Consider the following 12,527-nt stretch of genomic DNA (forward strand, 5'->3'; position numbering starts at 1 on the left):
CCCCGCCGATCACCGTGGCCTTCTACCGCATGGTCACCGCCACGCTGGCCATCGGCGGGATTGTGATTGCGCGCGGCGGACGCGACCTGGTCGGCATTGATAAGCAGGCGTTTTGGCGTTCGGTCGCCGCCGGTGTGCTGCTGGCGGTGCATTTTGCGACTTGGATCACTTCGTTGGACTACACATCGGTGGCCAATTCGGTCATCATCGTCACCACCCAGCCGATCTGGGCCGCGCTCCTCGGCATCTGGTACCTGCGCGAGCGCGTGCATGCGGCGACCTTCATGGCCATCGGCCTGGCGTTGGTCGGTGTTGTCATCATTTCCGGCGGCAATCCTGAACCGGGCGGGACAAAAGGCGATCTTTTGGCGTTGGTCGGCGCCGTCATGGCATCATCCTACATGGTGGTCGGCCGCCAGGTGCGCCGTACGGTCTCGACGCTTGGATATGTGCTGGTCGCCTATGGCACCGCGGCTGTCGCGCTGGGGTTCTTCGCCGTCCTTATCGACACGCCGCTGTCCGGGTTGCCGGAGACATCCTGGTTCTGGATCATCGTCGCCGGATTGGGGCCCTCGGTGATCGGGCACACGCTTTACAACCGATCATTGCGCGAGTTTTCGGCGCATGCGGTGGCGACCACGATCCTGGGCGGAGAGACTCTGGTAGCCACCGTCCTGGCCGCGCTGGTCCTGTCGGAATTTCCAAGCCCGTGGGCGTATCTCGGCGCCATTCCGATCGCGATTGGCGTCGTGTGGACCTTGCGCCTGGAGCGCAATCGCGTGTTGGTGGAAGAGGCGTAGCGGGGAATCGGGCCTGAGTGCGCTACCTGGAAACTGGCTGACGCGGAAACCAAGACTTCAACGCCCATTCCTCGTGCGCGACCGGCGGAGATACCACATCGCCCCCGCGGAAGCGGGGGCCCGGACCGCAGGAGCAAGTGTCTGAATTTCCAATGTCGCGGGAAGAAAGGCGTAGCGCCTAATACGATTCGTCCGGACCGGGGAATCTGCGCGCGCGGACATCGTCGCGGTAGCGCGTGAAGGCGTCCTTCATCGCCGTCGACAACTCCGCATACCGCCGCACAAACTTCGGACGAAAATCGGGGAAGAGCCCAAGGAGATCATTGGTGACGAGGATTTGGCCGTCGCATCCGACTCCCGCGCCGATACCGATGGTGGGAATTTCGATGGCCTGGCTGATCTCCGCGGCCAGACCCGCCGGAATACTCTCCAGCACGATGGAAAAGCAGCCGGCCTCGGCCAGCGCCTGCGCCGACTCCATGAGGTACTGACGCCCCTCATCGGATTTCCCCTGAACCGAATAGCCGCCGAACCGGTGCACCGACTGCGGCACCAAGCCGATGTGGCCCATGACCGGGATGCCGGCCTCGATTAGGCGCTTGACCGTCGGCGCCATGGGCAACCCGCCCTCGAGTTTGACCGCGGCCGCTCCGGCTTCCTTGAGGAAACGCCCGGCATTGCGCAACGCCTCGTCGGCACTCACCTGGTAGGACATAAAGGGCATGTCGGCGATGACCAGCGCATGCCGGACCGCGCGCGCCACGGCGCGGGTATGGTAGATCATCTGATCGACCGTGATCGAAAGCGTGGTCTCCTCGCCATAGAAGACCATGTTGGCCGAATCGCCGACGAGGACACCGTCCAGGCCGCATTCATCGAGGAAACGCGCCGTGAAATAATCATAGGCGGTCAGCATCGCGATCGGATGCCCGGCTTTCTTCATGCGCACGATATCGGTCACGGTGACCGGCTTGTCGCTCAACATGCCCTTTGCCTTGCCGGCGGCGATTCCCGCCTGTCGCGGTGATACAGTCGACATGATCCGCCTCGCATCCTCCTGCACCCGGAATACGAGGGGAATCTACGATTTGCCGGGGGGTAAATCAATCGGCGGTGGGTTGGCCGCCGGCCCAGGAGTCGGCCTCGCCCATGAGGTAGGTCTTGGCGCCGCGTGTGCCGAGAATCCGCTCGAAGAGGGCGTTTTTGGCCTTGTCCGACGCCAGCCAGGACGTCGAGGCGGTGCGCACCACCAGAAGCGGCGCGGTGTCATACGCGAAGAAGTGGTGATTGAAGAAGGCGATCAGATCGCGCCAACGCGCCGGATCGACATTCTTGTCCAGCGCACGCAGTGTCTCCACCAGGTCTTCTTCCGGTCCCTGCAGGTAGACAACCAGGTCCAGCGTCACCGGCGGCGGGACAATCACGGCGGCGATCTTCTGGTAGAGCGTCCAATCCTTCTCGGCCAACAGCGCCCGGGCCCAGAGTCGATGGGTCTCGAAGATGTAGTCGGTGACAATCTGCTCGCGGAACAGGTCGGTGCCGATCAGGCCATGCGCCCAATCGTAGCGGTCGATCAGAATCTGCAGGAGCGACGAGAGATGCGACGCGCGTCCGCCGGCCAGCGTCACCGGTTCCTCGGCGCAGGCGGCGTACCAGCCGGGCTGGTCGCCGATCCATTGGGCAAACTCGGTGTGTCCCGAGCCGGGGAGTCCCTCGATGGCGATGAGGCGGCGGTTGGGAGGCGCGGTCATCGGGAATGGTCAGGTCCGGGGCGCGTACGTCGTTGGCAAGGCGCCGGCCACCACGCCGAGAATCTGGTCAGACGGCGGCAGCGCCGCAAGCAGTTCCCGCATCGACAGCCCCAGCTCCGGATGGGTTTGTTCGGCGTCCAGGTCGCAGAGGGGGCGCAGAACAAACTCGCGCTGGTGCATGAAGGGATGCGGCACGACCAGCGCATCGTTCTGGAAGACCAGATCATCATACAGCAGGATGTCGAGGTCGATGGTGCGCGCACCGATCCGTGCGCCGGCCTTTGCCCCGGCCGGAGCGGGGGAGCGCCCCAGCGCGATCTCGATCTCCTGCAGGACCGCCAGCAATTGCACCGGGGAGAGGCAGACCTCCAGAGCGAAGACGGTGTTGAAGAAGTTGTCCGGTCCGGCCGGTCCGACCGGGCGTGTCTCGTAGATCGGGGCACAGCGCAGTGTGCGGATGCCGGCGGTGTCCTGCAGACGGTGCGCCGCTTCAGCGATGCATCCCATGCGGTCGCCGAGATTGGAGCCGGCGCCGACGAAGACACGGCTGGGCCGGAAGCAGGGGTGGGCGGGCTCCATCATGACCCTTTGCGCTGACGGGGCGCGACGGGCTTGTCATGCGCCGAATCGTATTCGACTTCGATGTAATCGAGGTTGCCGGGAATCGGCGGGATGCGCTTGCGCACCCGCACGACCACCCGCTTCGGCTTGAAATCAGCGAGCAGCTTGGTGGCGATTCGTGTGGCCACGGTCTCGAGGAGGTTGAAGCGGTTGCGCCCGACAATCTCCTCCACCACCGCGTAGACGCGGGTGTAGTTCTTGGTGTCGGCTAGTTTGTCACTGCGGGCGGCGCGGGCGATGTCGATGTCCAGCTCGCAATCGACCTCGAAACGGCGCCCGGTTTCGCGTTCGGCCTTCGAGACGCCGTGGTAGCCGTAGAAGGTCATGTTGTGCAGGCGGATGGTGGCCACAGGCGGTCCTATTCCTCTTCGGGTTGACGGCGCAGACGCGCGCCGATGTGGCGCGGGCGCGGCAGGCGGCGCTGATAGATGCGGACATGGCGGCGCCAGCGGTCGACGACCTTCTGCGCCAGCGCCGTGTCCTCGGGAATGGTGACGCGGATGTACCCTTCGCCGCCTTCGCCGAAATCGGTGCCCGGCGCAACGAGGACGCCGGTGCGGCGCAAAAGCCGGCGGCAGAAGGCCTCGGCTCCCACCCGGGCGCGCACCCGCACCCAGAGATAGGGGGAGATCGTCGCCGCCGATGGCTCCCAGTCCAGTTCGCTCATCATCTCGCGGAGCAGGCGATGCGATGGCGCCAGTCGCTCAAGCCGCGCGCGGATCGGCGCATCCCCCTGAAGCAGCAACCGACAGGCGGCGCTTACCATTCCCTGCGGCAACGACCAGCGCCCCGCTTCGGTCAGGAAGGCGACCGCCGAGACCGCCTCACGATTGCCGGCCAACAACGCCAGCGGCAAGTCAGAACGGCCGAAATTGGTGTCGAGCGCGGCGATTTCGACGCCGACGCCGGTGGCGTACGACGCCGACAGAAACGACGGGGGCCGTGTCTGCGCGTCATAGGGGAAGGCAAAGGCGGCATCGGAGACAACCAGAGTCTGGTGCTTGCGCGCGAAGGCCACCGCTTCGGCGAACAACGCATCATCGGCCTGGGCGGCGGTGGGGTTGTGCGGATAGGACAGCACAATCAACCGGGTCCGTCCGACCAGCCGTTCGGCCAGCGCGGCGAAACGCGGGCGGTAGGCGTTGGCGTCGCTCAAATGGTAGGGAACCGCGCCGCCGCCGGCCATCACGATGGCGCCGCGGTAAAACGCCGCGCCCGGATCGGGCAGCAACGCCATGTCCCCCGCCTCGACAAACGACAGCGAGAGCAGCGTCATGCCGATGACGGCATTGGGAACGAAGGTGATCTCGGATTCGGGGTCGAGCGTGACGCCGAAACGATGCTCGTACCAGTGCGCGGCCGCCTCCCGCAGCGCGGCGAGTTGCTCCGGTGTGGCCGGTTGCCATCCGGCAACATCAATTCCCATCGCGCTGATTGGATTGCCGACGGCGACACGCGACAGATCGATAATCTCGACGCCACGGCGGCGTAACCGCCCGGCGATGCGTGCCAGGTCCTGCGAGGGGACCGCCAGTCGCTGCAGACGGTCGGTCCGATCCAGAAAGATGCGTCGTCCAATGCTCACAACTCAGCCGCCATATCCCGGCGATTTTCCGTCCGTCCCCGACGTGGTACCCACTTGGCAGCGTCCGCAGACCGGAGCGGCGGCGCCGGCAAACCGCGAGTGCAGGTTCTGCGACAAGGCCAGGAGTTCATCGACCTGCTTGCACGTCAATTCATCCACCGCGCCGAGGCTGCGGGCCAGATGCACGATCATCGCGAAGCGCTCGACGGTCTCCATCTTACGGAATGCCGACTCCAGGTCGGGCCCCAGTGTTAATACGCCGTGATTCTTCAAAAGAAAGGCATCGAACTTATCGAGATATCCCTCGATCGACGCGCCCACCTGCGGGGTCGACGGCGTGGCATACTCGGCCAGCGGCACGGCGCCGAGCGTGGCCACCACTTCGGGAAGGATGCAATCGGCCAACGGGATGCCGGCGACGGCGAAGGCCGTGGCATACGGCGGATGGGCATGCACCGCCGCCATGACATCGGGGCGCCTGCGCATCACGGTCAGATGCATGCCGTATTCGGTGCTGGGGCGGTTGCCGCCCTGGGTCTTTTTCCCTTCGGGCGTGATGACAACCATGTCCTCAGGGTTCATGCGTCCTTTGCAGAATCCCGCCGGCGTGATGAGGATGTTGCCGTCGGGCAGACGGGCGGACAGGTTCCCCTCCGCGGCGACCACCAGCCCGCGGTCGTAGAGGCGACGGCCGATGTCGACCATCTCGCGGCGCAGGGCAAAAGTCGATCTTGCAACTTGAACCATCGCAACAATTAAGACGGTCGCATCGGGGTGAATCAATCGCTTTGTCAGCGGATTGCCAGATGGCTTGACCCCGGTCGGGCAGATTCGTTAGTCTGTGGCAGAATGGATACTGGCCGTCCCCATTGCTGGAGTTGCGGTGAACCGTATGAGTTCGACGGCAAGATTGCGCGCGGCCAGGAATGCGAAAAGTGCGCGGCGTGGCTGCGTTGCTGCCGCAACTGCCAATTCTTCGATGAGTTCGCGCCGAATCAGTGCCGCGAGCCGCAAGCCGATCTGCAGGCGGACAAGGAAGCTGCCAACGCCTGCGACTACTTCCGTCCCGCCGGCTTTGGACCGGCCTCGAAGTCAAAGAATTCCAAGAATGACTTCGATAACCTCTTTAAGGATTAGCCAACAACAGCGCGTCGCGTGCGGAACGGCTTCTCGACTTGAGAGATGACGACAAGAGGAAACCCCGACCGACCTCATCCGTAAGAGCATTGGAGTATTGAGGCTGATCACAGGAGGACCCATGGGACGCAGAATGAAAATCGCGTTGTGGGGCGGCGTCGGATATCTTGTTGTGCTGTTGATCGTGATCGCGACCGGGCTCATAGTATTCCGTGGTCTCGCTGATGCGCCGCGGCCCACGCTTGGCACGACCTTTGCCCCGCAGTACCAGGGATTTCTCGGTCTGATCGGTGGTTTGCTGGCCGTCTATCTTGGCGGCTACACCGGTTTCCTTGCAAAGTTTTTCGGGCGTATGTGGATCGGCGCAACCGGCTTCGGGGTCGGCTCACTGGCTACGATTGCGGCGTTTTCCCTGTTGCCGTGGGTCAGGTTCCCCTTTGACCAGTATGCGGCCGGCGTGGCTTGGGTATTCTCTTCGATGCCGATTGGCGTGTGCGTATGGATTCTGGTCATTCTGCATAACAGAATTGCCCGCGCCAGTGACCATTCCACCCTGTTCTGATTTTCGTTTTCCATCGACTATTCTTCAGCAATTGGCCATTGCCTTTGCGATGCGTGCATCTATATTGCAAGCGAGGCCGACGGAGAGATGCATTTGAAGAACCCTTTACAAGTGTTCCAATGAAGGCTGCCCCAGTCGGGTTGAGTCGCTTGCCGTGACCTCTGCCAAACAGAGTAGCGAGGACAAAAAACTCGATGCGGCTTTAAACCGCCTTTACCGTATTTGTGTTGTTGGCGTTCTTCAAATCGAATCTCTCGACTGGCCACCGCCGCCCCGGTGCAAACCGGGGCGGTTTGTTTTGTAACACCGATGTATCATGGCCTGAAATATGGGACAGACAGCGAGAGGTCATGGCCATGACAAGTGACAAACGGACCGCCCTCGTCACCGGCGGCAACCGCGGCATCGGACTGGAGGTGTGCGCACAGCTGGCCCGGAAGGGACTGGATGTCATCCTCGCGGCGCGCAATCCCACCCTCGGCAAGAAGGCGATGGACCAGCTGGAACGACGCGGCTTGCCGGTGGCGTTGATCACCCTCGATGTGACCGACCCGCGCAGCATCGACCGTGCGCTGGCCCGGCTGGAGCGTCAGGGGATCGCGATCGATGTGCTGGTCAACAACGCCGGGGTCTATCCGCAGGGCACCGCGCTCAGCTCGCCGGAGGCGCATTTCCGCGAGACCCTGGAGACGCACTTCTTCGGGCCGTTGCGCCTGTCGCGCGCCCTCATCCGGGGAATGCAGAGGCGGAAGTACGGACGGATTGTCAATGTCTCCTCCGGCTCCGGCTCCTTTGGCGAAGGGCTGGAGGGACCGGCGGCGTACTGCATTTCAAAAGCGGCAATGAACGCCCTCACGTTCAAACTGGCGGAGGCGGCGGGGCCTCACATCAAGATCAACGCGCTCTGCCCCGGGTGGGTGCGCACGCGCATGGGTGGACCGAGGGCGACACGGAGTGTGGTCAAGGGCGCCGAAACCATCATCTGGCTGGCCACACTGCCGGAGGATGGGCCGACCGGCAAGTTCTGGCGGGATAAGAAAGAGATTCCGTGGTGACGCCGCCGCGGTCCGCGGATGACCGTAACGGGCGCGTTTCCGCCGGCGATTGATCGCCCGCGACGAGGCATCGTGCTCGAAGGATCTGTGCCCTAACGCGCGGATTGGCCGCGTTCGCGGTGTTCCAGATACATGAAGAAGCCGGCCTGCTCCAACAAGTCGTGGTGTGGGCGCAGGAGGACATAGAATTCCTCTTCGGCCAGCGGGCGCTGGGTTTCGAGGGTTTCGAGGAACGCGTCGATCATCGCGGCGATGGCCTGCATGGTGGCGGCGTTGCCGGCGAGCGTTTGACCCTTGCGCACCTGCAAGCGCCCGGCGGCATCGACCATGATGGCGTCGAGGGCGCCGTTGGTGTTGGCCGCTTCACGGGCCTTGCGCCAGTCGTTGGCCAGACGGAGCCGTCCGCGCGAATCGGCCAGTTGGTCGGTCAATGCGCCGCAGGCGGTCACCAGGCGCAGAATGGGTTCAGCGCCGTTGGCGGCGGTTCGGGTGGAGGCGCCGCCGCGCTGGCTGCCGGCCGGTGCGGCCGCGTCGCCCCCCTGCGCCAGCGCGCGGGCGATCGAGCCCAGCTTGGAATTGACCACCTGCTCGCACTGACGCGTATCGGTGTCGGGCAGAGTGGTAAGGAACAGCAGAAACTCGGGCTGATTGTACAGTTGCACGACCACGCGCTCAAAGCGCAGCGCCAGACGGGTGAAGCCGCGCAGGCGCTGGTAGGTGTTCGAAACCAGGTCGCGCAGGTACTGCGTGTGCCGGTCGCTGAAGGCGGCCGGGAACAGGTGCTCGATCTTCCCGGTGCGTTTGGCGATCACCGCCACGCCGGTCACGCCCGACAGGGCGCGGATGTCAGACAGGATCTGTCGCATGGTAGACGGCCTCGAAGAACTCGGGGAAATCGCGGCGGAGGTGTTCCACGGTGGCCTCGGGATCGGTCATGATCCCGAAGGCGCGTCCCTTGATCCGCGCGGTGATCAGGTTTTCAGCGCCGAAGTAGACGATCCCCTGCCGGAACTCGCCGACACGGATCACCGCCGGCATGCCGAAGACAATCTGCGAGAGCGCTTCGAACTCGCGGTCCCACTCGCCGACCATGTCGCGGAACTGGGCGCGGTAGACGACCTTGCCTTCGTTATCGAATTCGCAGAAGGCCATGATGTAGGGCACCGTGCGCAGGACTTCCTCGATCGTGTCGCGGAAGGTTGGGGTCTCGTAGCCGGCCTGCGACGGCACGGTGACCGTGGCTTGTCCGCTGGTGAACTCGGCGGCGCGCTCGGCCACCAGCGTCATGGTCGCCCTGTGTTGCTCGACGATGGTGGCTTCCAGCCGTTCGCGGTTTTCGGGCACAGCCAGATCGTCGGACCACTCGCGGTCGTTTTTGTGAACGATGCGGCCGTCGACGACCACCGAGGAGGTGATGCGGGGACGCGGACGGGTGGCGTATTCGGTCTGCACCTGCAGGACCTTGTCCCCGTGTTTGTGATGGCCCAGTTGTCCGGGCGGGATGTAATCGACCGCTTCCATTGCTCTCCCGGGTGACGGACGCTATCTTGCGACGCCCGATGGACTTCGGGGCGCCCTGCGCCCCCATATCCAGTTTATCGAACTATTTCAGCCAAGGTTTAGCCGGAGAGAATGCCCCCATGAGCCGATTTTCGACGACCGTCAAAGCCGAAGGCCACCTGGTCGATTCCGGCACCCTGTCCGAGGCGATGGATCAGATTGTCCGCCGCGGCGGCACCTTCACCGTGCGCGAATTCAAACTGGGGGCGACCAACACCGAGGTCAGCCGCGTGGCGTTGGAAGTGAGCGCCGACAGCGAGAGAACGCTGCACGCGGTGATCAACAATCTGGTCGATCTCGGTTTTTACACGGACACGGTGGCGCGTCTGGCGCTCAAGCGGGCGCCCAAGGACGGCGCCGCGCCCGAGGGGTTCTATTCCACAACCAACCATGCGACCGAAATCCATCTGGCCGGCCGCTGGCGACGGGTGGCGCGTCAGCGGATGGATGCCTGCGTGGTCGTGTCGGCAGACGGGCGGCATGCCGAATGCCGCAAGCTGCGCGATGTGAAAAAGGGGGAGTGGATCGTCTGCGGGCATGACGGCATTCGCATCATCCCGGAATTCAAGGACCGCGCCCGTTCGGATTTCGGCTTCATGGCCAGCGACGTGTCATCGGAAAAGAAGGTCGAGTGGGTGGTGAGCCACCTCACCCGCTGGATCCGCGAACGCGAAGGCAAATTGATCGTCGTGGCCGGGCCGGTGGTGATCCACACCGGCGGTGTCGAGCCGCTGTCGCGCATCATCGCCGGTGGCTGGGTCGACGCCCTCCTGGCCGGCAACGCGCTGGCGGTGCATGATGTCGAGCGCGCTCTCTATGGCACCTCGCTGGGGATCAACACCGACACCGGCGTGCCGGTTGAGCACGGCCACCAGCATCACATGCGCGCCATCAATGCGATCCGTCTGGCCGGCGACCTGAAACGGGCGGTGCGCAAGGGGGTGCTGCGCGCGGGCCTCATGCACGCCCTGATTAAACACAAGGTCCCCTATGTGCTGGCCGGGTCGATCCGCGATGATGGCCCGCTGCCCGATGTCATCACCGACATGAACGCGGCCCAGGAGGCCTACGCGAAGCATCTCGAGGGCGCCGAGATTGTCCTGATGCTCTCTTCAATGCTGCATTCGATCGGTGTGGGCAACATGCTGCCCTCGTGGGTAAAGACCGTCTGCGTCGACATCAACCCCTCGGTCGTCACTAAACTGGCCGACCGCGGCTCGCACCAGGCGATCGGCTGCGTGACCGACGTGGGACTGTTCCTGCACCTGCTGGCGGATCAACTGCGAACGAAATAGCGCCGGATCGCCGCACAAAGCACAGCCGGACTCAGCGCGCTTCGCTCACGGGTTATGGAGGATCGCCAGTTGCAGGAATTCGCGGTCACCGGAGCATTCGATGCTCTGGCTTGACGACGGCGGCAACATTGACTATATTTCTCCTGATTGCGCGGAGTGACTTCCCCTCTCCGACTCTCAAGCGAGGTATTCCATGCCGTATCGTACCCCTGTGTTGGGCGGGTGTCTGTTGTTGGTGACGGTCTTCTCGCCGATAGGGCCGGCGCGGGCCGCGGTGCCGACGCAGATCAATGTCGAAATCGACTACATGGTCCTGCGCGACAACAACAACAATATCCTGCATACGCATCGTCCCAACCAGTCGGAGATCGACGCCGGCGTGCAAATGTTCGCCTGCCGCGGGATCATGCTCAATGTCATCATCGATGATGAGATCCCGCACGTCAACGTCCTGCCGCAGAATCCGAACAATCCCAAGACGATCTTCGGCTGGGTCGGGACCAACAGCTTTGATTCCTACAAGCAGACATACTTCGACAACAGCGGCGGCGGCTGGCACTATTGCATCTTCGGCCACCAGTACCAATTGAACGGCTCGACCACCGGCAGTTCCGGGCTGGCGGAGGGGCTGGCGGATGACTTTGTGGTCACGCTCGGCAGTTTCTCCAACCAGGTCGGAACGCCCTGGGACCGCGCCGGGACTTTCGTGCATGAGCTGGGGCACAACCTGGGGCTGTCGCATTCGGGGTCGATGAACGGCGACTCGGTGGGGCCGGGGCAGTTTGTCCTGCCCAGCGTCATGAGTTACTACTTTCAATTGGAGGGAGTGCGCAACAATCTCGAATGCCACGGGCTGACTGTGCCCGGGGTGAACCTCTTCAAGAACCTCGACTACTCCGATGGTCGCATGTGCGCGCTCAATGAGACCGCGCTCAGCGAGACCGCCGGCAACCGGATGATTCAGATCGACTGGAACTGCGATGGCGCCATTGCCGGTTCGTTTTCACGCGACCTCGACGGCGCCTACAACAATCCCGGCGGTGGCGGCACCTGGTGCGGCCTGCCCGCCGGCGACGACATAGTCTTCGACTACAACGAGTGGGCCAACATCGAGGATGTCACCGTCACCGCCAACAAGGCGGCGCTGGAGGATCGTCCCTGCACTCCCTGCATCAGCTATGACGAGGTGATGCGCTACCGCAAGGACATCCAGGATCACTGCCCGCAACCGACACCGATCAACGAGGCCTGCATCGGCGGCGACATGATCTTTGTCGGGCCGGTCAACATTGTTCCGATCGGCACGTGCTCATTCCCCATTCCCAATGTGACCAGCGCGGTCGACGCCGCCCCGTCGGGCAGCGTGATCTACCTGCGCGCCGGCACCTACACCGAGGCGGGCAGCGGTTTGGTGTGGGACAAGAAACTGCTGATGACCAGTGTCGGCGCGGCGTTTGTCAGTTCGGCGACGCTGAAGGCGGCAGACACCGCGGTGGTGGAGCCGGCGCTCGCCGAACCCGTTCTCTCACCCGACGAGTAGAGGTCCTACAGCGCCACCGGCACGCGCTTCTGCTTCATGACGTGCAGAAACCGCCGGTGGGAGGCGTAGCGGCACCCCTGTTGGCACTCCGATTGATCGTCGAGATTGCGGCAGTGGTTCTCGCAGAGGTCGGTGCCGGCCAGACTCTCTGGGGCCGGCTCTTCCTGCAGGAAGGGAGTAAACAACTCCACGGCGACCACGAAGGTCGTGCCGCATTGGGCAACACGATGATTAAAGTAGTAGACGTTGTGTAGAAGTTTCGTGTCGACAAACTGGATGCCGACCGGTTCGACTTCGGGACTTTCGATCAAATCTTCGACGGTGAAGGCGGCCCCGCATCCGGGGCAGATTTTCGCGGCTGCTTCGCTCATGTTGTCCTTTGACAGGCGCACGGTCACCGGATGGGCGATCGCGCCATTGGTAGTTATCGGCAGCGGCCACGGCATCCTCGCCCGCAAAGCACAAATCCCGTTTAAAGTGACAGGTCTGCGGATGGATTCGCCCGCCCCTGGCCGACACCGCCTTGTCCGGGAGACTGGATCTCGGCGAATGTGTTGTCCAAATGAGGCCGAATCCCGCCAGACGCAAGGATTCGACTAATCAAGACATTGATAGACAATA

The 12,527-nt window shown here is 63.4% G+C and carries 15 protein-coding genes; 6 read left to right on the top strand and 9 right to left on the bottom strand.

Annotated elements, in window-relative coordinates; translation table 11 throughout:
* Positions 1–800 (top strand): DMT family transporter (locus VNN55_09805; GenBank protein HWO57849.1); only part of this gene is annotated, 800 nt, incomplete at its 5' end.
* A gap of 178 nt (positions 801–978) precedes the next feature.
* Here the strand turns inward: VNN55_09805 and panB are convergent.
* The 6 genes from panB to VNN55_09835 all read right to left on the bottom strand — a co-directional run bounded on the left by panB (position 979) and on the right by VNN55_09835 (position 5,504).
* Positions 979–1,839, bottom strand: coding sequence for a 3-methyl-2-oxobutanoate hydroxymethyltransferase (panB, locus tag VNN55_09810; GenBank protein ID HWO57850.1), 861 nt, complete (start codon positions 1,837–1,839; stop codon positions 979–981).
* A gap of 64 nt (positions 1,840–1,903) precedes the next feature.
* Positions 1,904–2,551 (bottom strand): hypothetical protein, encoded by a 648-nt coding sequence (locus VNN55_09815; protein HWO57851.1) that lies wholly within the window; start codon positions 2,549–2,551, stop codon positions 1,904–1,906.
* Between the two features lie 9 nt (positions 2,552–2,560).
* Complete coding sequence (gene folK / locus VNN55_09820) at positions 2,561–3,133, bottom strand: 2-amino-4-hydroxy-6-hydroxymethyldihydropteridine diphosphokinase (GenBank protein ID HWO57852.1); 573 nt, start codon at positions 3,131–3,133, stop codon at positions 2,561–2,563.
* A complete protein-coding gene (gene folB, locus VNN55_09825) occupies positions 3,130–3,522 on the bottom strand; it encodes a dihydroneopterin aldolase (protein ID HWO57853.1) in 393 nt (130 codons plus the stop codon). The genes folK and folB overlap by 4 nt, the downstream gene beginning before the upstream one ends.
* A gap of 8 nt (positions 3,523–3,530) precedes the next feature.
* Positions 3,531–4,757 carry an aminotransferase class I/II-fold pyridoxal phosphate-dependent enzyme gene (locus tag VNN55_09830; GenBank protein HWO57854.1) on the bottom strand — a complete coding sequence of 409 codons (1,227 nt, stop codon included), beginning with the start codon at positions 4,755–4,757 and terminating at the stop codon, positions 3,531–3,533.
* Between the two features lie 3 nt (positions 4,758–4,760).
* A complete protein-coding gene (locus VNN55_09835) occupies positions 4,761–5,504 on the bottom strand; it encodes a class II aldolase/adducin family protein (GenBank protein HWO57855.1) in 744 nt (247 codons plus the stop codon).
* A 102-nt stretch (positions 5,505–5,606) separates the two neighbouring features.
* Here VNN55_09835 and VNN55_09840 point away from each other — a divergent pair, with 102 nt between their 5' ends.
* The 3 genes from VNN55_09840 (at position 5,607) to VNN55_09850 (ending at position 7,511) form a co-directional block, all read left to right on the top strand.
* A complete protein-coding gene (locus VNN55_09840) occupies positions 5,607–5,894 on the top strand; it encodes a hypothetical protein (protein ID HWO57856.1) in 288 nt (95 codons plus the stop codon).
* A 133-nt stretch (positions 5,895–6,027) separates the two neighbouring features.
* A complete protein-coding gene (locus tag VNN55_09845; protein HWO57857.1) occupies positions 6,028–6,456 on the top strand; it encodes a hypothetical protein in 429 nt (142 codons plus the stop codon).
* 350 nt (positions 6,457–6,806) lie between these two features.
* Positions 6,807–7,511 (top strand): SDR family NAD(P)-dependent oxidoreductase, encoded by a 705-nt coding sequence (locus tag VNN55_09850; protein ID HWO57858.1) that lies wholly within the window; start codon positions 6,807–6,809, stop codon positions 7,509–7,511.
* A 92-nt stretch (positions 7,512–7,603) separates the two neighbouring features.
* On the opposite strand, the gene VNN55_09855 is transcribed toward VNN55_09850, so the two are convergent.
* On the bottom strand, positions 7,604–8,377 hold the full coding sequence (locus VNN55_09855; protein ID HWO57859.1) for a hypothetical protein: 774 nt from the start codon (positions 8,375–8,377) through the stop codon (positions 7,604–7,606).
* Positions 8,358–9,032, bottom strand: a complete 675-nt coding sequence (locus tag VNN55_09860; protein ID HWO57860.1) for a hypothetical protein — start codon at positions 9,030–9,032, stop codon at positions 8,358–8,360. Before VNN55_09860 ends, VNN55_09855 begins: the two co-directional genes overlap by 20 nt.
* Positions 9,033–9,151: 119 nt before the next feature.
* Between VNN55_09860 and VNN55_09865 the strand changes: the two genes are divergently transcribed.
* Both VNN55_09865 and VNN55_09870 read left to right on the top strand, forming a co-directional pair.
* Entirely contained in the window at positions 9,152–10,366 is a 1,215-nt protein-coding gene (locus VNN55_09865) for a TIGR00300 family protein (GenBank protein ID HWO57861.1), read from the top strand.
* Positions 10,367–10,559: 193 nt separating this feature from the next.
* Positions 10,560–11,906: a hypothetical protein gene (locus VNN55_09870; GenBank protein HWO57862.1), complete on the top strand. Its 1,347-nt coding sequence runs from the start codon at positions 10,560–10,562 to the stop codon at positions 11,904–11,906.
* Between the two features lie 5 nt (positions 11,907–11,911).
* On the opposite strand, the gene VNN55_09875 is transcribed toward VNN55_09870, so the two are convergent.
* Positions 11,912–12,352 carry a hypothetical protein gene (locus VNN55_09875; GenBank protein HWO57863.1) on the bottom strand — a complete coding sequence of 147 codons (441 nt, stop codon included), beginning with the start codon at positions 12,350–12,352 and terminating at the stop codon, positions 11,912–11,914.
* Positions 12,353–12,527 lie beyond the last annotated feature (175 nt).

The organism is bacterium (assembly GCA_035559435.1).
Taxonomy (GTDB): domain Bacteria; phylum Zixibacteria; class MSB-5A5; order WJJR01; family WJJR01; genus JACQFV01.